This is a genomic window from Paenibacillus sp. RC67 (genome assembly GCF_030020805.1).
GTDB lineage: Bacteria > Bacillota > Bacilli > Paenibacillales > NBRC-103111 > Paenibacillus_S.
Genome location: NZ_CP125098.1, coordinates 7,403,745 through 7,422,682 on the forward strand (window position 1 = coordinate 7,403,745; position 18,938 = coordinate 7,422,682).

An 18,938-nucleotide genomic window follows, 5' to 3' on the forward strand; every position below is an offset into this window, starting at 1 on the left:
GGAATTCATCATGTTAACCGAAGAGCAGCTCAAAGGGATATTCATCCCGATTGTAACCCCCTTTCACCCGAATGGTGAAGTGGATGAGGAATCGTTCTGCAATCTGGTATCCCGTTACATCCAAGACGGCATTCACGGACTAGTCGTTAATGGAACGACCGGTGAATCACCGACGATGAAGCAGCAGGAATGGGAAGCTTTGACTAGCATCGCCAAGGAAACGATAGGATCAGTACATGTTCCGCTTGTGCTAGGAACCGGTACGAACGATACGGTAGCCACAGTTCAAAGAACGGAGCAAGCCGGTCTGCTAGGAGCAGATGCAGCACTCGTCGTCGTGCCTTATTACAACAGACCTTCACAGCAAGGGATTATAGAACATTATCGGAGGGTTGCAGAAGTAGGAGTTCCAGTTATTCTGTACGAAATTCCAAGCCGTACAGGAATTTCCCTAGAGGTGGATATCGTCCGGACCATCCTGGATATGGACGGCGTCATTGGAATGAAGGATAGTTCAGGGGGTGTTCAGCTGGTCTCCGAGCTGTCGCGCTGCGGATCCAAGCCGGTGCTGTGTGGAGAGGATGCTTACTTCTACGCCTCTCTTTGCTGCGGAGCCCAAGGAGGCATGCTTGCTTCCGCACATATGCAGACCGAGCGGTTCGTACACATCTACAACCGCTTCATCTCTGGCCTCGTGAGCGAGGCCAAGCAGGAATTCGACGAACTGCTGCCGCTCATCCGGCTGCTGTTCGCCGAGCCCAACCCTGCTCCGCTCAAATGGCTTCTTGCGGAGCAAGGCCATATCGCCAGCGGCACACTGCGTTTGCCGTTGACGCCTATCAGCGCGAAGCTGCAAGAGCAGCTTCAGCCTTACGTCTCCTCATGACTTACTCCGTTGTCATGATGGCCTCCTGCGCCGACTGATCGTGGCGCTGCTGCTTCGGGAGGACCCAGTACCGGTCCTCCCGGCTCAACACCTCTACGGGTGACTCGAAGAAGCTCGACAGGTGCTGCTCTGTCAGCACCTCGCTCACCTGCCCGGAGGCGAAGACCTCGCCCCGACGCAGCAGCAAAGCATGACGGAACATCGGCAGAATCTCTTCCGTGTGATGAGTCACATAGAGCAGCGTCGGTGCATCAGGAGACTTGGCCAGTTGGTCGATGACTTCAAGAAGTGCCTCCCGTGAAAACAAATCAAGCCCATTGCATGGCTCGTCAAGAATTAACAGCTTCGGCGAGCTCATCAGTGCGCGAGCGATCAATATTTTTTGCTTTTCCCCTTGAGAGCAAGTTTGATACTGGCGACCCTGCAAATGGATGCAGCGCATTTGCTCCATCAATGCGGTTGCGCGCTCCCAATCCTCTTCACCCGGCTTTTCGTATAAGCCGATCGTCGCATATTTACCGCTTACGACGATATGCTCCACCTTATCAGTTGCATACAGCTTCTCTTGCAACGACAAGCTCACCCATCCGATAGACATGCGCAGTTCCCTGAGGTCGACGGTGCCATATGGATGACCCAGCACGGATACTTTACCGGTTGTCGGCCAAATATATCCGTTAACGATATTAAGCATCGTCGTCTTACCGGAACCATTCAAGCCAAGAATGGCCCAATGCTCTCCCGGACGAACCTGCCAGTTAATATCCGTCAGCAGCTCATTTTTTTCTCTGCGATACGTCACATTTTGCAAATCAATAACATAGTCCATTCGTTTTCCTCTCCTCCACAATATCTGATCATCTGATGTTTAATAGCATACCATAAACAATCCTTTTTCGACTACACCAAATATCCTCTTTTTACACTGAGATTCTTTCATCAATTGAATTGGAAGGTATATAGATCGAAGTCCTTTACTATATGGTTGATGGGATGATACTGATAACTTTCATGTTCCTCCCCTCCGAATTTTTCATGAGTTTCGAGCTTAATTAGAAGAGGCAAGTGGCTTGCCTTTAAGACATGGCCTCCTTCTCTGGAGAATCACCTTTCTCTCAAATTCTCACGTTTTTCTTAGATTTTGACCTAGATTTCTTATTACTAGATAACATTTCAGTGGAACGAAGTTGAAGTAGAAATTTGTGGGGCTGTTGAAGTGCAAAAAAAGGCTTCACCTGGGTAAAGTATGGTCGCACTTAGGGATCTCCATACGAGCTCATGCGATAATCCATCCCACATCTCACAGATATCTACGCTCTAACATTCCGTCAAAATTGCCTTCTCGCCCTCCATATTGGCTTTAGGTATTCTATAGCGATAGATTTGAGATAACGTAAGAAAACGAAGATATCAAAAAAGCAGGTCAATCATGGTAGTGTATGACCATAATTGACCTGCAACTATATAGCGTTAATTAGGTTGTACAATATTCATGCATGTTATGAGCTGTCCTTTTATAATCGAGATGCCAAAATCTTCATACTGGTATTACATTGGTTTGTTTATGAATGAAAATGGATATATTCGTTACTAGAATTATAAGAAACCTATTTAGTACGGGAATAAATATTGGTCCCAGTAGCTATCCTCCACTATTGCATTTGGCTCAATATTCATAAACTTCTCCTTCATTCTTTCAACAGCAGCACTCATTTCATCTTCATCATAAGCCTTTACCTTATAAAACTCCGAACGACAAATTTGTTCAAAAATTATAAAGTTACGAATCGATGAATTAATGTAGACCAAATTAGATTTTTTTGTTGTAAAAACCTCTTCACTTTTACATTTAATAAAGATGAAGATGTCTACGTCCGCAAACTTCCCAACGATAATATATTTTTCATTATCTATTAATATCTCCTTAAAATCATTACTCTTATAAAAGTTATGATAGACTCCATTTTTTTTTAATATTTCTCCATTTGGTAACCCTACCTCAGCCAAAAAAGACAGCGTTTCTTTTGAAAGATTAAATTTCTTCAGTTCTTTTTCGCTGTATTTAATAAATTCATTATCCCAAAAGTCCTTAATATCTTTATTAGATATCAATGCTATCACCTCTTTTTTATTGCTCATAATTTTCAAATTGTTCCTTGATGTCATTAATTAGCTGTTACTTTCAATAGCCTGTTCTTTAGTAGAGAAAGGATAGGAGAAGGATTTTTCAGCATTTGGATAATACTTTTTCACTAATTCGGAACAGTGATGACCGGCAAGATCACAAAAATCTCTTTCTGAGTATATTCTTTTAACTTGTGGAGGGCCAACTCCTTCACTTTGAAGATAATCATGTATTACTTTTTCTGAATGGCGCCCTTCAATGAATTTACCATCTACTACTTTTCCCTCACTACTAGCTAATTTATAAGCTACATTCCCATTATTATCAACATATTCAAATACAGCATATTCTTAGCGCTCTGATCCCCTCTACTATTCTTTCCTCAATAATTTTCCTTGATAGGTCACTTTCCCCATACTTGTTTTAAATATTTCGCGCGACTATCGACCTAACCCCCAAAAAATAAGTAGATAAATAAACTGCCCTACCCTAATTAATCAAATCTTTCGAATTCCAAAAACACAAAAAAGCGCCCAAACCCCATCAATCAAAGTTAAGACGCTCATCTTAAATCTTCTATTATCTAATCTCATATAAATAAAACGCATAATCAGTCGGTATCCCCCGTTGCCCCTGCTGACGAAGCATAGCCGTTATATTCCCCCGGTGATAAGTTCCGTGATTCACAAGATGCTGCACAATATCGGCGTAGCTGGCGTTAAGCGTCCCATACTGTGGATGAGGATAAGGCTTTACGGCATCCATATCTTCGTTTGCAAAAAAGGCCTCAAACTGTTCTGCCGCCTGCTGGTACAACGTTTGCAAATTTTCCAGACCTATTCCTTTCGTCTCTTCGAGAACCCTTTGTATCCCAGCTACCATCTTCTCGTAGCTTTCACCCGACATAGCGCCAAGCCACATCGTATCTATTCTGTAAATATGGATCAGCGCCTCGGATATCGAAGGAAACACGCTTTGCACGACAGCATCATACGTTTCACGAGGTAACTCTTTAAGATGGTTAAATACTTTTTCATTCGCCCAAACATGATACTGGTACAGTTGTATCGCTTGATGTTTCATTATACACATCTCCTTATAGCTCCGTATTGGATGTTCAGCTAAGTACCTTTATCATCCGTATAGCCAACCGTGCACTCTTATGCATTTACATCCTACTTGTATCCTACATCAGCTTGACTAACAATCGCATTCAGTTGAAAATAAACCTACATGGTCTGATAATAATCCAACAAACCGGTTGTGACAGCAACCAGTCTTTCCTGTAGTAAGGATGGCTCCAAAACCCTTAACGATCTGCCATACGGCAGCAGCAAATGAGGAAGGAAGGTCGCAACAGACTTTTCCTCAAGTCTGTAATGCACCTCGGTTGCCGTTCTGCCCACCATGACATGAGAGAGCAGCCAATGTTGGCATAAATCGTTGATCGTCTGCTCCTTTCCTTCGATTCGGACGGAAATAAGCTTTTCCTCGTTATTCTTATCTGGGAGCATGGTACTCATAAAAAACTCACGTGCAGAAAAACCTTGTGGCCGTTCAAACTCGTTCACGGTTCGAGACAATGATTGAATACGATCTACACGGAAGCTGCGAATGTCCTCTCGAAGATGGCAATAAGCAACGACATACCACTTCCCTTTCCAATAAACGACCCCGTAAGGATTGATCTCGCGTTGTTCTGTGAAAGCGGCAGTCCCCTTCATGTACTCCATTGCCATAGTGCTTCCGTTAGCTACGGAGGTCTCCAGTTCTTGAAGCAGCCGCTCCTGTACAGCATCCGACGGAGCATGAATGACATCGAAGCCAACCAAATGCCGGTTAATTTCATTTAATTGCTCATCATTGGTGTACAACTTCAATTTATCGACCGCACGCTGCAAAGCCTCCCCATGTGGATAGCCTGCCTCTCTGGCAAAAACAGCCGCTTGTATAAGCGCCTTCTGCTCGCTCATCTCAAAAAACAACGGGGCTTCGTGAAACCGCTCCAGCAGACTGTAGCCTCCATTATGCCCGGAATCTGCGATAATCGGCACTCCACTGGCACATAGCGCGTCAATATACCGATATACAGTACGAATGTTCATTTCCAGCTCTTCTGCCAACTGTTTGGCAGTGAATCGTTTCCCTTTTTTCAACAGCCACAATATGGAGAGCATGTTGTCCGCTTTCGACATGGATCAGGCACTCCTTTCCCTTATGGACAAGCACATGAGTTCATTGTATGCATAGAAGGAAAATAATTCAATTCCTTCCCTCGTCTGGAACTATAATCACTTCATCCAGACACTTCTCCTTCTGCAGCTTTATAAAATAATCCATAACAAACTGCCGAAAGTTACGCACCGCTAAAGAATGAAAACGGTCCGTTTTCCAAGCAAGACCGATCGGACGATGGCATACCGGCTCTTCAATCCGCAGCGGGACGACCGTAGTGTGATCCCAATACCTCAAATTAAGCAGGGTGCTAAATGAGATACCCAGCCCCGCTTTGACCAAGCTTCGTACGGAAGCCGGTTCATCGATTTCAAAAGCAATGTCCGGTTGAATGCCCGCCTGCTCGAAATAAACGTCGGTCAGATCGCGAATGTTGCTGCCTTTTTTTAAGTTGATAAACGTATCATGGGCAACCTCACAAAGACGAACACTTCGGCGGTCTGCCAACCGATGCTCCTGAGGAACGATCAATATGACCTCATCGTTAATTAATGTCACGGTTTCAATACCTGCATGCTCGATAGGCAAAGAAGCAATGCATAAATCCACTTCGCCGCTATAAAGCTGCTGAATCATGGTCTGTATCGGCTGCTGATGAACGCGGAATTTCACGTTGGGATGCTCCAGGTGAAACGCCTTTAGCAAATCTCCCAACACTTGGGTAGAAACGACACTTAGCGTGATGTACCCTTGCTCCAGCCCAGCAAGATCCTTAACCTCCTGTAAGCCGTCATCAATAGCCGATAGAGCTCGATCCAGATGCTTTAAAAATGCTTTTCCGAACGGATTGAGTTTAATGCTCCTACCTTGTCGATCAAATAAAGGTACGCCTATCTCCAATTCCAGCTTGGCAATCGTTTGGCTGAGCGCAGGCTGTGCAATTCGCAGTTCCTTGGCAGCACGCGTCATATGCTCATGTCTTGCAACGGTTCGAAAATATTTGAGCTGAAGCAACTCCACTGTAACTTCCCTCCAACCTGTTTATCTCTTTATAAGCTATAACTTATCAATTCATACAAAAAAATATATTTTTATATATAAACAATCAAGAGTAGTATAAACAATGGTGTCAAAAAAGTCACATGTCAGGCGGTTATATCACGTATGAATGATAAAATTACAATCCCCGTGTGGGCGCTCGGGAACTTTATTGTTGTTATGAATACGACGATGTTCAACGTATCTCTTCCGGATATTATCGAGCAGCTTCACATTACAGCGGGTCAGGGCTCATGGATCGTATCGGGGTATTCCATCGTTTTTGCCCTCTCTACCATTATTTTCAGCAGACTATCGGATTTCATCCCTATCCGGAAGCTTTGGTCCATAGGGATTACTCTTCTCGTTATCGCATCTATTGTTGGCCTTTTTGCCGACAGCTTTGGACTTGTCCTGTTCGCCCGTTTATTTCAGGCTAGTGGAGCTGGCGCTACGCCTGGTCTAGGAATGGTGCTTGCGAGCCGATATGTTCCGTATGAGCGGCGTGGGAGAGCGATCTCCATGATCGCATCGGGAAGCGCGCTGGCGTTTGGATTAGGGCCCGTCATAGGCGGAGCTATTACGCAATATCTGGGATGGCATGAGCTGTTTGCCGTCACCTGCTTGGTTGTCCTGTTAGTACCGATCTTGTGGAGACTCATTCCTAAAGAAACGTTGGATCGGGTTCGATTCGATTATGTTGGAGCAGCTTTGATTGTCATCACTTCGTCAGCCTTCTTGATTGCTGTCACTCAGCTGTCCATTATTGTTCTCATTCTTAGTATCGTGGCATTATGGTTAACGGCATGGCACCTGCGACGAGTGGAGAAGCCGTTCATCCCTCCCATTTTATTCCGGAACGCAGCATACCGTAAGCTCCTATTTATTGCTTTCTCTGTTTTTGTGCTGAACCTATCGATGCTGTTTCTGATGCCGCTCATCTATTCTAAAGTGTTCACTATGGGGGCTGCGTCCATTGGCCTGATGATTTTCCCAGGTGCTTTCCTGTCAGCTTGTTTGCTGAAGCTGGTCGGACGCTGGATTGACCGATACGGCAACTTTCGCTTCATGATTGCTGGACATATTCTACTAGGGATCTCCATACTGATGATATCGTTATGGGTTCATGCATCTGCATATGTTACCTTAGCAGCTTATCTTATTTTTTCTCCTGCCCTATCGTCCGTCACCTCTGCTTTATCGAATGAAGTGTCGCGGATACTGCCCAAGCATTTGATTGGGTCCGGAATGGGTCTTACGCAGCTGTCGCAATACCTTGGCGGATCGTTCGCCGTCGCCGTTTGCGGAATCTTTCTCGTTTGGCAAAAAAATACCGCTCCGGCGCTAGCTTATCAGCATTTATATTTCATTCTGTTCATTATTTTGTTGATATCTTTGACCATGCTGGGATTGTACAAAAAGTCCGGTAAAGCGATCAAACAAGCTGCTTCAGCCGTACAAGACCGAGAAACCGTCCAAAGTTAGACGGATCGCGTTAGCGATAAATAACGAAAAACCGTACCTACAGCAATGGAAGTAGACAAAAGTCTCACTTTCTCTGCTAAGTGTACGGTTTCTTTTTTATTTATCATATAGTTAGCTGCTTATTTGTTCGGCGTAATCTGCAAGATGGGACAACACGTTCTCCCAGCGCAGCTTCATTTCTTCTCTAGCGTTGAGATCCGTCAGCTTTTCCTGATGAAAGCTGATAGTCGTTCTATTGCCGCTCCCAGGTATTAAACGAATTTGAAGCGTCGAGGATTTAGGCCAATTTTTTCTTTGCCAAGTCATTCTCAGTTGTTCGTATGGCTTAACGACTCTCAATTCTCCTGAGGTTCCGTCATTGGCTGAGTACGCTTGCCCTACCTCTAGATTCAAAGTCTCCAAATCGCCTAACCACAGCTTTAATCCAGACGGTGAGATCAAGTATTCCCAAGCCTGCTCTTGAGTCAAATGCAAAGTTCTTCTAACGCCTATTTGAAACCCTACGGATGCCGTTTGCCCTACAGTTTTAGTCATCACTTCACCCTCCTATCATCTAACTACTTCCTATTATAAACAAATATAGTAGAAAGTTAATCTATTTATCTTTATTTTAATAAGAGCTTGGTTCGCGTCAAGGGATATTCAGATTCGGTACAATTAGGATTCAATGGCCCTTCTGAAAAAACAAAAAAACCTTGATTTCTCAAGGTTTATGCCTTTAAGCGGGTGATGGGAATCGAACCCACGCTACCAGCTTGGAAGGCTGGAGTTCTACCATTGAACTACACCCGCAAAAATAAGATGGTCGGGATGACACGATTTGAACATGCGACCCCCTGGTCCCAAACCAGGTGCTCTACCAAGCTGAGCTACATCCCGAAGATTGTGGTGCCGGTGAAGGGACTCGAACCCCCACGGTTTCCCTCACGATTTTGAGTCGCGCGCGTCTGCCAATTCCGCCACACCGGCTTACTACACGCGCCCTGAGAGATTCGAACTCCCGACCTTTTGATTCGTAGTCAAACGCTCTATCCAGCTGAGCTAAGGGCGCAAAAAAATATATTGGAGCGGAAGACGGGAATCGAACCCGCGACCCTCGCCTTGGCAAGGCGATGCTCTACCGCTGAGCCACTTCCGCATTACGATGCGCTCGAGAGGACTCGAACCTCCACGGGGGTTAGCCCACACGGACCTGAACCGTGCGCGTCTGCCAATTCCGCCACGAACGCATGAATCTGAGCCATGAAGGACTCGAACCTTCGACACCCTGATTAAAAGTCAGGTGCTCTACCAACTGAGCTAATGGCTCACGCAATGGCTCGGGACGGAATCGAACCGCCGACACGAGGATTTTCAGTCCTCTGCTCTACCGACTGAGCTACCGAGCCTTAACATGTTTGGTTTTGAAGTAAAAATGGCGGAGCCGACGGGATTCGAACCCGCGGTCTCCTGCGTGACAGGCAGGCATGTTAGGCCTCTACACCACGGCTCCACACTAAAATAAATTGGTTGCGGGGGCAGGATTTGAACCTGCGGCCTTCGGGTTATGAGCCCGACGAGCTACCGGGCTGCTCCACCCCGCGTCGTTGTACTATATGGTGGAGGCTGACGGGATCGAACCGCCGACCCTCTGCTTGTAAGGCAGATGCTCTCCCAGCTGAGCTAAGCCTCCATATGTATAAATTATTATGGGGTCCACGCAAAGTAATCGGAATGAACTTCGCTAGCTTCACTTTGTGGGGATTGAGTGGTGACCCGTAGGGGATTCGAACCCCTGTTACCTCCGTGAAAGGGAGGTGTCTTAACCCCTTGACCAACGGGCCGTACAAAATGGCTCCCCGAACAGGACTCGAACCTGTGACAACTCGATTAACAGTCGAGTGCTCTACCAACTGAGCTATCAGGGAACGTTGGTGGGCCTTAGTGGACTCGAACCACCGACCTCACCCTTATCAGGGGTGCGCTCTAACCAGCTGAGCTAAAGGCCCTTACAACTTTTTTGAAAGAAAAAACCCACATACGTGGGGATTTGCTTGGCGACGTTCTACTCTCCCAGGACCCTGCGGTCCAAGTACCATCGACGCTGGAAGGCTTAACGTTCGTGTTCGGTATGGGTACGCGTGGTTCCCTTCCGCCATCATCACCAAACTAAGAGTTTTGCTTTAGCAAAACTGTCTTCGTAAGCATACGCTTTTTTCGAAGCGTTACTTCTTCGAAATCGCTGCGAGAAAATATCCTTCCTTAAAAAGGACATGCAGCTCAAGGCTTATTCCTTGAAAACTAGATACGAAATAAATGCGCGTTGGTTGAGCTATACTTCTGCATGTTGTACACATCACAGAATCTTGGATAAGCCCTCGACCGATTAGTATTCGTCAGCTCCACACGTTGCCGTGCTTCCACCCCGAACCTATCAACCTCGTCGTCTTCAAGGGGTCTTACATACTGGGAAATCTCATCTTGAGGGGGGCTTCACGCTTAGATGCTTTCAGCGCTTATCCCGTCCGTACGTAGCTATCCAGCCGTGCTCCTGGCGGAACAACTGGTACACCAGCGGTACGTCCATCCCGGTCCTCTCGTACTAAGGACAGCTCCTCTCAAATTTCCTACGCCCACGACAGATAGGGACCGAACTGTCTCACGACGTTCTGAACCCAGCTCGCGTACCGCTTTAATGGGCGAACAGCCCAACCCTTGGGACCTACTTCAGCCCCAGGATGCGATGAGCCGACATCGAGGTGCCAAACCTCCCCGTCGATGTGGACTCTTGGGGGAGATAAGCCTGTTATCCCCAGGGTAGCTTTTATCCGTTGAGCGATGGCCCTTCCATTCGGTACCACCGGATCACTAAGCCCGACTTTCGTCCCTGCTCGACCTGTTTGTCTCGCAGTCAAGCTCCCTTATGCCTTTGCACTCTTCGAATGATTTCCAACCATTCTGAGGGAACCTTGGGGCGCCTCCGTTACTTTTTAGGAGGCGACCGCCCCAGTCAAACTGCCCACCTGACACTGTTCCCCGACCAGTTCATGGCCGCGGGTTAGAACTCCGATACGATCAGGGTGGTATCCCAACGTCGCCTCCACACAAGCTGGCGCTCATGCTTCTCAGGCTCCCACCTATCCTGTACAGATCGTACCAAAGTCCAATATCAAGCTGCAGTAAAGCTCCATGGGGTCTTTCCGTCTTGTCGCGGGTAACCTGCATCTTCACAGGTATTAAAATTTCACCGGATCTCTCGTTGAGACAGCGCCCAAGTCGTTACGCCATTCGTGCGGGTCAGAATTTACCTGACAAGGAATTTCGCTACCTTAGGACCGTTATAGTTACGGCCGCCGTTTACTGGGGCTTCGGTTCATAGCTTCGGGATTGCTCCCTAACCACTCCCCTTAACCTTCCAGCACCGGGCAGGCGTCAGCCCGTATACTTCGCCTTGCGGCTTCGCACAGACCTGTGTTTTTGCTAAACAGTCGCTTGGGCCTTTTCACTGCGGCCCCCTCGGGCTATTCACCCTACCGAGGCACCCCTTCTCCCGAAGTTACGGGGTCATTTTGCCGAGTTCCTTAACGAGAGTTCTTCCGCGCGCCTTAGCATGCTCTGCTCGCCTACCTGTGTCGGTTTGCGGTACGGGCACCTTCTCCCTGGCTAGAGGCTTTTCTTGGCAGCCTGAACTCATGACCTTCGCTACTGCAATTTTCGCTCCCCATCACAGACCAGCCTTATCGATGTGCGGATTTGCCTACACATCAGCCTCTCTGCTTGGACGGGCATCCATCAGCCCGCGTCACTATCCTTCTGCGTCACCCCATTGCTCATAACGGTTCACGGTGGTACAGGAATTTCAACCTGTTGTCCTTCGACTACGCCTTTCGGCCTCGCCTTAGGTCCCGACTTACCCTGAGTGGACGAGCCTTCCTCAGGAACCCTTAGGCTTTCGGCGGACAAGATTCTCACTTGTCTTTTCGTTACTCATACCGGCATTCTCACTTGTATGCTGTCCAGCGCTCCTTACGGTACACCTTCAACCTACATACAACGCTCCCCTACCCAAGAACATTACTGTCCTAGCCATAGCTTCGGTGGCGTGTTTAGCCCCGTTACATTTTCGGCGCAGAGTCACTCGACCAGTGAGCTATTACGCACTCTTTCAATGGTGGCTGCTTCTAAGCCAACATCCTGGTTGTCTGTGCAACTCCACATCCTTTCCCACTTAACACACACTGGGGGACCTTAGCTGATGGTCTGGGCTGTTTCCCTCTTGACAATGGATCTTAGCACTCACTGTCTGACTCCCGGGATGAAAGTATGTGGCATTCAGAGTTTGACTGGACTTGGTAACCCTTGGCGGGCCCCGCACCCAATCAGTGCTTTACCTCCACTACTCATCTCCCGAGGCTAGCCCTAAAGCTATTTCGGGGAGAACCAGCTATCTCCAAGTTCGATTGGAATTTCTCCGCTACCCCCACCTCATCCCCGAATTTTTCAACATTCGTGGGTTCGGGCCTCCAGTGCGTGTTACCGCACCTTCACCCTGGACAGGGGTAGATCACATGGTTTCGGGTCTACGCCCACGTACTAAGTCGCCCTATTCAGACTCGCTTTCGCTGCGGCTTCGGCTCTTCACCTTAACCTTGCACGGGAACGTAACTCGCCGGTTCATTCTACAAAAGGCACGCCATCACCCATTAACGGGCTCTGACTTCTTGTAAGCACACGGTTTCAGGTTCTATTTCACTCCGCTCCCGCGGTTCTTTTCACCTTTCCCTCACGGTACTGCTTCACTATCGGTCGCTAGGGAGTATTTAGCCTTGGCAGATGGTCCTGCCTGCTTCCCACGAGGTTTCACGTGTCTCGCGGTACTCGGGATCCGTCTAGCGATACGTTCGTTTTTGGCTACAGGACTTTTACCCTCTCTGGTCGGCCTTTCCAGACCGCTTCACCTAACCAACTTTTCGCACATTGACGTCCCACAACCCCAGGGAGCAAGCCCCCTGGTTTGGGCTATTCCGCTTTCGCTCGCCGCTACTGACGGAATCACTTTTGTTTTCTTCTCCTGAGGGTACTTAGATGTTTCAGTTCTCCTCGTATGCCTCTACACATCCTATGTATTCAGATGCGAGTAACTGAGTATTACCTCAGCTGGGTTCCCCCATTCGGACATCCCCGGATCAAAGCCTGCTTACGGCTCCCCGAGGCCATTTCGTCGTTCGCCACGTCCTTCTTCGGCTCCTAGCGCCTAGGCATCCTCCGTGTGCTCTTATTAGCTTAACCAGCTAATGATTCGATTCGTAAAGAATCGTCACTACGTGTATTGCTCTACGCATTTATTTCGATATCTAGTTTTCAAGGAACAATCTGTCTGCAACTGTTACATTGGCAAAGCCATGTCAGTTGTCAGGCTTTTTGAGAAGTGTTATCCTCTCAAAACTGACCAACGAGTGAATGTTGTTTGCAGTATAATATACTGCTCATGTCCGATGACCTACAGTCATCATGGACTCCATAGAAAGGAGGTGATCCAGCCGCACCTTCCGATACGGCTACCTTGTTACGACTTCACCCCAATCATCTACCCCACCTTCGGCGGCTGGCTCCCTTTGCGGGTTACCCCACCGACTTCGGGTGTTGTAAACTCTCGTGGTGTGACGGGCGGTGTGTACAAGACCCGGGAACGTATTCACCGCGGCATGCTGATCCGCGATTACTAGCAATTCCGACTTCATGCAGGCGAGTTGCAGCCTGCAATCCGAACTGAGACCGGCTTCTAAAGATTCGCTCCACCTCGCGGCTTCGCTTCCCGTTGTACCGGCCATTGTAGTACGTGTGTAGCCCAGGTCATAAGGGGCATGATGATTTGACGTCATCCCCGCCTTCCTCCGGTTTGTCACCGGCAGTCACTCTAGAGTGCCCAACTCAATGCTGGCAACTAAAGTCAAGGGTTGCGCTCGTTGCGGGACTTAACCCAACATCTCACGACACGAGCTGACGACAACCATGCACCACCTGTCTCCGATGTTCCGAAGAAGGACCCTATCTCTAGGGTTTGCATCGGGATGTCAAGACCTGGTAAGGTTCTTCGCGTTGCTTCGAATTAAACCACATACTCCACTGCTTGTGCGGGTCCCCGTCAATTCCTTTGAGTTTCACTCTTGCGAGCGTACTCCCCAGGCGGAGTGCTTACTGTGTTTACTTCGGCACCAAGGGTATCGAAACCCCTAACACCTAGCACTCATCGTTTACGGCGTGGACTACCAGGGTATCTAATCCTGTTTGCTCCCCACGCTTTCGCGCCTCAGCGTCAGTTACGGTCCAGAAAGTCGCCTTCGCCACTGGTGTTCCTCCACATCTCTACGCATTTCACCGCTACACGTGGAATTCCACTTTCCTCTCCCGCACTCAAGTCACCCAGTTTTCAGTGCGATCCGGGGTTGAGCCCCGGGCTTAAACACCAAACTTAAATGACCGCCTGCGCGCGCTTTACGCCCAATAATTCCGGACAACGCTTGCCCCCTACGTATTACCGCGGCTGCTGGCACGTAGTTAGCCGGGGCTTTCTTCTCAGGTACCGTCACCTCAGGAGCAGTTACTCTCCTGAGCGTTCTTCCCTGGCAACAGAGCTTTACGATCCGAAAACCTTCATCACTCACGCGGCGTTGCTCCGTCAGACTTGCGTCCATTGCGGAAGATTCCCTACTGCTGCCTCCCGTAGGAGTCTGGGCCGTGTCTCAGTCCCAGTGTGGCCGATCACCCTCTCAGGTCGGCTACGCATCGTCGCCTTGGTAGGCCGTTACCCTACCAACTAGCTAATGCGCCGCAGGCCCATCTGTAAGCCACAGGTTACCCCATGTTTCATGATCCCCTCATGCGAGAGAACCAGCTATCCGGTCTTAGCTATCGTTTCCGATAGTTATCCCAATCTTACAGGCAGGTTGCCTACGTGTTACTCACCCGTCCGCCGCTATCCCCGAAGGGACCGCTCGACTTGCATGTATTAGGCACGCCGCCAGCGTTCGTCCTGAGCCAGGATCAAACTCTCCATTAAAGTGATCACCGAGATGATCGTATAACAGAGCTTGTCTTAAGCTCAAAATTCAATGCTAGCGAGAATTTTCATTCTCTTTAAAACATTCACTCGTTGTTCAGTTTTCAAAGGACAATTCTTTTGTTTAGCTCGTCTGTGTTTGTATCACACAAGATCGTACTATATCACATTTCATATCTTCAATGCAAGTAAAACTTTTTTCCATTCTTGGGATAACCCAGCAAGCTCAGAAAGTCATTTTTAACTTGTTTTGAATCTCTCATGCTGCTCTTCAGCAGCCGAGGTTTGTAATGTACCACATCTCTTATCTTCAATGCAAGTAAAACTTTTTTTCCATTCTTGGGATAACCCAGCAAGCTCAGAAAGTCATTTTTAACTTGTTTTGAATCTCTCATGCTGCTCTTCAGCGGCCGAGGTTTGTAATGTACCACATCTCTTGTCCTCAATGCAAGCAAAAAATTTTTTCCATTCTTGGGATTGCCCAGCAAGCTCAGAAAGTCATTTTTAATTTGTTTTGAATCTCTCATGCTGTTCTTCAACAACCGAGGTTTGTAATGTACCACATTCTATAGTATTAACGCAAGGATTAATTTTGCAATGAAAATAAGAATCCGTTTAGGACAAGAATCCTCTATTATATAGTAACAAAGGAGAGGACCGAGATATGAATCCTCTCCTTTGTTCTTTTCAATCTAATTTTAAAGATTATGCTTCACGGTCACTACTTGTCCTTGCTTTATATGAAGATCATAACAATGAGAACCTAAAGATGAGACCTCAACCATGCTGTTATCCCCTGACCATGAATAATCATCAAAAAGCTCTGGAAGCTTCACCGTCATATTAGTTGTCCTCTCGGCTGTAAACTCAGCGTTAAAGGTTCCTTTTCTTTTATCCCATGACATCGATAGCTTCCCTGTACTAAAGCGAAGATCGGTTACGGAACCTTGATCCCATTTATCCGGAAGTGCCGGCAGCAGCTTCACCAGCTTAGGAGATACGTACAGCAGCATTTCTTGTACTGCATTGACCCACCCCATATTAGCATCCATTTGAATAGGCGCTTCAGGCATGTTCATGCATACACCCATATTTCGCCAATCGTTGTGCAGCGTGAAGAAATTGTTCAGCAAGCAGGACCGCGATAAGATATCTAGGCATTCCAGAGCTTTGTTCCCATCGCCCAACCGGGCATAAATAGCTGCCATATGAACAAGCGACCAGCCGCTTTGGGCACCGATCAGACGTTTCTGGACCGCTGTATCGAATGCAGCAAATAACTCCGGCTGTTCCTCTCTGGTAAACTCCTGGCCTGGGAAAATCGGATAAATATGTGAAAGATGTCGATGATCATACCGATCGTCGAACGTCTCGTTCATCCATTCCCGAATAGCCCCATCGTTATTGACTTGATAAGGAGGAATACGCTTGATCATCTGTTCCCACTTCTCAACCTCATCCCCGTATACCCCTGTATCACGGCTTCCCTCTACTAGATGGGATAATAGCTCCTTCATGATTGCAAAATCCATCGTTGCGTTAATGGTGGTAGGCATTGGGTGCGCCAAGGGTCTGCCGTCCGTAGGCATGAAGTTTTGCGGCGTGTTCTCCGGTGAAACCGAAGGATAATATTTATAAAAGCCTTCTTCATCTAACACAAGAAAATCTTCATAGAATAAAGCCACTTCCTTCATGAATGGCAGCACTTTTTGTACCAGAAAGCTTTTGTCGCCGGTATACAGGTAATATTCATAGTAGTGTCTTGCCAACCAACCTGCAGCGCCGGTCCAGTTCATAATGACAGGAACGATCTGGTTAGGAACGCCAATCCCAGGCGTCGAGCCAGCAGGAATATAGATACCGCGGCAGCCGTACAGCTTGCGTGCATTATTGCGGAAATCATCCATCATGCTTTCATAGTAATGAATAAGGGCAGGCATCAATTCTGTAAGCCCACCGGTAGGAGCATGCCAGTACATCATCTGTACGTTTTCATTGGCCATGTTATGGCACCACGTCAATCGGTAATCTCCACCCCAGAGACCGTACATACCAAAAGGGTACCCTTTCTCATGCGTTCCGGATATGAATAAATATCTGCCGTATGCCCACATTTTCTCGACCAGGCTTGTCGGCGCTTCTCCATCATAAGCTTCTAGCAGCAGCTCTTCATTGGTCAGCTCCCCTTGGTCGCCCCCCAGCTGCAATGCAGCTGAGTGAAACAAACGGCCGTGAAGCTCGACATGAGCAGCCAGCAGTTCCTCATAACTCGCATTAAGGTGAGACAACTCTTCCTGAAGTCGTGCCCATTCCTTATCACGCTCCCCTTTTACGAAAACTTTGACGACAACCAAGAGGTTGGACGAATCCTTGATGCGGATAGCTTCCTGATGCACCTCCCTTTCTCCTGACACGGATAAAATACGAAGCACCGCACCAAAATCCGTTCCGTCATCATTTTGTGCAGCGTAATACATATAGTTCTCATCGGCTTTGACTTGGACCGTTTCCTCGATCTCCTTGCACTTGTCAGCCAAACGCGGACTATCCGTTGGGTGGAAAGCCAGTCGTAATTCTCCTTGAATGGATGGTCTGTCCGATTGAACCTCGTATACGATGGCATTGTCCGCTCTGGATACAAACAAGCGTCTTCTATAGGCGACTTCGCCGTCTTTCCAGGATACCGTCACCTCACCTGTTTCCATGTTAAGAGCTCTTCGGTATTGTTTAAAGGCATGGTCGCCATGCATCATCAGCTTGAGATCCGCTACAGGGAACCTTGCAGCTAATCGAGTGCTGTACCCCTGTTCTTTAAGGGCATTGGTCAAGTTCCAGCTTGCTTCTAGGTACTTCTCCTCGGTCATCAGCCTTCTCGTCTCGGCTAACGTGTGGCTTACGTCCGGCACTTCATCTTTTTGTCCCCAATGCCACAAATCCTCGTGTGTAATGAGAATGTTCTCTTCTTTGACCGCACCAAAGACCGAAGCGCCAATAGAGCCGTTCCCTGAAGGCAGTCCTTCTCTCCATTTATTTTTCCACCATGAAGCCGGATATTTTAATATAAGCTTGTTTTTGCTCATAAGAATTCCCCCTAGTGTTCTTTTTTTACTGCTAAAGCTGTCCAGACTGCCACCCTTTGAAAGCCATTTCATTATAGGTCTGATTTGTTTTTTTGTCTTTGCACGGAATCGTTTTCATTTGTCCTTTTTTCCAATATAATAGAGAGCGACATTGACTTGTGAAGAAGGTGAAACCGTTGAAAATTACTGTCTACAGCTTCCAGGTGGATTACCCCACTCGTTATTCTGATTTCAATCCCTTACTGCTTTTTGCCCAAAAATATGTCTTTGCTCCTCGGGAGCAGTGTCCACTTCGGATATGCTACACCAATGCCATTGTTTTAGTAGAGTCCGGTCAAGGCACCCTGCGTCTGAACGACCGTCACTATCAGGTGCAAGCAGGTTCGCTTGCGTATATTTCTGCAGGCACCATGCATCAATGGACATCAGATTCAAGTAATCCGATGATTCATCGCTGCGCCTATTTTGATTGGAGGTACGTGGATAGACCCGGCTTTCAGTATCAAAGAGATTATTTTCACGGTGTAGACACTTATCGCGAAGAGCTTATCTCCCCTTCTCCTCAGCTGGAGCTGAATGAAGTAACTTCTATTAATAATATTCCGCTATGGATTTCTTATTTCAATGGCCTGACACCCCCTCCGGAGCTGCTTGGAGGCCGTAATCCATGGGATTTCCTAAAATATAACGGAGCGTTCCAGTCCTTTTTGCATCAATACCTTGCTTTTGCTGTCAAACATAACGTCACCTATGACCCACGAATTAAAAAAATATTGGATTCCATCGAAAAAGAGCCGTTAGAACTGGACGTGCTGCAGCTATATGAGTGGGCTCATGAGCTCGGTTTAGGCAAAAGCCGTTTTCACGATTTGTTTAAACAGGATACCGGTTATTCCCCCAGCGATTATTTAAACCGGCTAAAATATCATCATATCGCAGAGGATTTATGCTTCTCGCACCTCTCCATTACGGACATTGCCGAGAAATATGGATTTTCATCGATTCATTATTTTTCAAAGGCGTTTCGTCATGCCACAGGAATGTCTCCATCGGAATATAGGGATAAGCATCGTGCTTTGAGTTAATTCGAGAATCCCACAAATACAAAAA

11 protein-coding genes, 14 tRNA genes, 3 rRNA genes and 1 pseudogene are annotated in these 18,938 nt (G+C 47.4%); 3 read left to right on the forward strand and 26 right to left on the reverse strand.

The window, feature by feature from the left end:
- Nucleotides 1–10 precede the first annotated feature (10 nt).
- Complete coding sequence (gene dapA / locus QMA13_RS33410) at nt 11–886, forward strand: 4-hydroxy-tetrahydrodipicolinate synthase (protein WP_282937935.1); 876 nt, start codon at nt 11–13, stop codon at nt 884–886.
- A gap of 1 nt (nt 887) precedes the next feature.
- On the opposite strand, the gene QMA13_RS33415 is transcribed toward dapA, so the two are convergent.
- The 6 genes and pseudogenes from QMA13_RS33415 to QMA13_RS33435 form a co-directional block, all read right to left on the reverse strand.
- Nucleotides 888–1,715, reverse strand: coding sequence for an ABC transporter ATP-binding protein (locus QMA13_RS33415; RefSeq protein WP_282937936.1), 828 nt, complete (start codon nt 1,713–1,715; stop codon nt 888–890).
- A gap of 782 nt (nt 1,716–2,497) precedes the next feature.
- The gene (locus QMA13_RS33420; RefSeq protein WP_282937937.1) at nt 2,498–3,025 is read right to left on the reverse strand and encodes an SUKH-4 family immunity protein; all 528 of its coding nucleotides are present in this window, start codon (nt 3,023–3,025) and stop codon (nt 2,498–2,500) included.
- A gap of 30 nt (nt 3,026–3,055) precedes the next feature.
- A pseudogene (locus tag QMA13_RS36785) lies at nt 3,056–3,346 on the reverse strand (nucleic acid/nucleotide deaminase domain-containing protein); the annotation flags it as partial.
- Between the two features lie 244 nt (nt 3,347–3,590).
- Complete coding sequence (locus QMA13_RS33425) at nt 3,591–4,094, reverse strand: DinB family protein (RefSeq protein WP_282937938.1); 504 nt, start codon at nt 4,092–4,094, stop codon at nt 3,591–3,593.
- Between the two features lie 146 nt (nt 4,095–4,240).
- A complete protein-coding gene (locus QMA13_RS33430) occupies nt 4,241–5,206 on the reverse strand; it encodes a helix-turn-helix transcriptional regulator (protein ID WP_282937939.1) in 966 nt (321 codons plus the stop codon).
- Between the two features lie 67 nt (nt 5,207–5,273).
- On the reverse strand, nt 5,274–6,206 hold the full coding sequence (locus QMA13_RS33435) for a LysR family transcriptional regulator (protein ID WP_282937940.1): 933 nt from the start codon (nt 6,204–6,206) through the stop codon (nt 5,274–5,276).
- Between the two features lie 144 nt (nt 6,207–6,350).
- Between QMA13_RS33435 and QMA13_RS33440 the strand changes: the two genes are divergently transcribed.
- Nucleotides 6,351–7,709, forward strand: a complete 1,359-nt coding sequence (locus QMA13_RS33440; RefSeq protein WP_282937941.1) for an MFS transporter — start codon at nt 6,351–6,353, stop codon at nt 7,707–7,709.
- A gap of 111 nt (nt 7,710–7,820) precedes the next feature.
- On the opposite strand, the gene QMA13_RS33445 is transcribed toward QMA13_RS33440, so the two are convergent.
- The 20 genes from QMA13_RS33445 to QMA13_RS33540 all read right to left on the reverse strand — a co-directional run bounded on the left by QMA13_RS33445 (nt 7,821) and on the right by QMA13_RS33540 (nt 17,828).
- Nucleotides 7,821–8,243 carry an SRPBCC family protein gene (locus QMA13_RS33445; RefSeq protein ID WP_282937942.1) on the reverse strand — a complete coding sequence of 141 codons (423 nt, stop codon included), beginning with the start codon at nt 8,241–8,243 and terminating at the stop codon, nt 7,821–7,823.
- A gap of 187 nt (nt 8,244–8,430) precedes the next feature.
- Nucleotides 8,431–8,501: transfer RNA gene (locus QMA13_RS33450), tRNA-Gly, on the reverse strand.
- Between the two features lie 10 nt (nt 8,502–8,511).
- Nucleotides 8,512–8,588: transfer RNA gene (locus tag QMA13_RS33455), tRNA-Pro, on the reverse strand.
- A 7-nt stretch (nt 8,589–8,595) separates the two neighbouring features.
- Nucleotides 8,596–8,678 (reverse strand) — tRNA-Leu (locus QMA13_RS33460).
- Between the two features lie 8 nt (nt 8,679–8,686).
- Nucleotides 8,687–8,760, reverse strand: a tRNA-Arg gene (locus QMA13_RS33465).
- A 12-nt stretch (nt 8,761–8,772) separates the two neighbouring features.
- Nucleotides 8,773–8,847 (reverse strand) — tRNA-Gly (locus QMA13_RS33470).
- A 7-nt stretch (nt 8,848–8,854) separates the two neighbouring features.
- A tRNA-Leu gene (locus QMA13_RS33475) sits at nt 8,855–8,938 on the reverse strand.
- Between the two features lie 7 nt (nt 8,939–8,945).
- Nucleotides 8,946–9,018 (reverse strand) — tRNA-Lys (locus QMA13_RS33480).
- 6 nt (nt 9,019–9,024) lie between these two features.
- Nucleotides 9,025–9,097: transfer RNA gene (locus QMA13_RS33485), tRNA-Phe, on the reverse strand.
- 27 nt (nt 9,098–9,124) lie between these two features.
- Nucleotides 9,125–9,201: transfer RNA gene (locus QMA13_RS33490), tRNA-Asp, on the reverse strand.
- A gap of 14 nt (nt 9,202–9,215) precedes the next feature.
- Nucleotides 9,216–9,292 (reverse strand) — tRNA-Met (locus tag QMA13_RS33495).
- A gap of 13 nt (nt 9,293–9,305) precedes the next feature.
- Nucleotides 9,306–9,381: transfer RNA gene (locus QMA13_RS33500), tRNA-Val, on the reverse strand.
- 76 nt (nt 9,382–9,457) lie between these two features.
- A tRNA-Glu gene (locus QMA13_RS33505) sits at nt 9,458–9,532 on the reverse strand.
- A gap of 8 nt (nt 9,533–9,540) precedes the next feature.
- Nucleotides 9,541–9,616, reverse strand: a tRNA-Asn gene (locus QMA13_RS33510).
- A gap of 4 nt (nt 9,617–9,620) precedes the next feature.
- Nucleotides 9,621–9,697, reverse strand: a tRNA-Ile gene (locus tag QMA13_RS33515).
- Nucleotides 9,698–9,740: 43 nt separating this feature from the next.
- Nucleotides 9,741–9,857, reverse strand: a 5S ribosomal RNA gene (rrf, locus tag QMA13_RS33520).
- 197 nt (nt 9,858–10,054) lie between these two features.
- Nucleotides 10,055–12,977, reverse strand: a 23S ribosomal RNA gene (locus QMA13_RS33525).
- 235 nt (nt 12,978–13,212) lie between these two features.
- Nucleotides 13,213–14,748, reverse strand: a 16S ribosomal RNA gene (locus QMA13_RS33530).
- The 16S, 23S and 5S rRNA genes sit together here with 14 tRNA genes alongside, the layout of an rRNA operon.
- 179 nt (nt 14,749–14,927) lie before the next feature.
- Nucleotides 14,928–15,275: a hypothetical protein gene (locus QMA13_RS33535; protein WP_282937943.1), complete on the reverse strand. Its 348-nt coding sequence runs from the start codon at nt 15,273–15,275 to the stop codon at nt 14,928–14,930.
- Between the two features lie 171 nt (nt 15,276–15,446).
- On the reverse strand, nt 15,447–17,828 hold the full coding sequence (locus QMA13_RS33540; RefSeq protein ID WP_282937944.1) for a glycosyl hydrolase family 95 catalytic domain-containing protein: 2,382 nt from the start codon (nt 17,826–17,828) through the stop codon (nt 15,447–15,449).
- 176 nt (nt 17,829–18,004) lie between these two features.
- Between QMA13_RS33540 and QMA13_RS33545 the strand changes: the two genes are divergently transcribed.
- Complete coding sequence (locus QMA13_RS33545; protein ID WP_282937945.1) at nt 18,005–18,913, forward strand: helix-turn-helix domain-containing protein; 909 nt, start codon at nt 18,005–18,007, stop codon at nt 18,911–18,913.
- Nucleotides 18,914–18,938: the final 25 nt, after the last annotated feature.

Coding starts and splice junctions, on each gene's coding strand:
- dapA (WP_282937935.1), top strand. CDS start 11: ATGTTAACCGAAGAGCAGCTCAAAGGGATATTCATCCCGATTGTAACC.
- QMA13_RS33415 (WP_282937936.1), bottom strand. CDS start 1,715: ATGGACTATGTTATTGATTTGCAAAATGTGACGTATCGCAGAGAAAAA.
- QMA13_RS33420 (WP_282937937.1), bottom strand. CDS start 3,025: ATGAGCAATAAAAAAGAGGTGATAGCATTGATATCTAATAAAGATATT.
- QMA13_RS33425 (WP_282937938.1), bottom strand. CDS start 4,094: ATGAAACATCAAGCGATACAACTGTACCAGTATCATGTTTGGGCGAAT.
- QMA13_RS33430 (WP_282937939.1), bottom strand. CDS start 5,206: ATGTCGAAAGCGGACAACATGCTCTCCATATTGTGGCTGTTGAAAAAA.
- QMA13_RS33440 (WP_282937941.1), top strand. CDS start 6,351: ATGAATGATAAAATTACAATCCCCGTGTGGGCGCTCGGGAACTTTATT.
- QMA13_RS33445 (WP_282937942.1), bottom strand. CDS start 8,243: ATGACTAAAACTGTAGGGCAAACGGCATCCGTAGGGTTTCAAATAGGC.
- QMA13_RS33535 (WP_282937943.1), bottom strand. CDS start 15,275: ATGAGAGATTCAAAACAAATTAAAAATGACTTTCTGAGCTTGCTGGGC.
- QMA13_RS33540 (WP_282937944.1), bottom strand. CDS start 17,828: ATGAGCAAAAACAAGCTTATATTAAAATATCCGGCTTCATGGTGGAAA.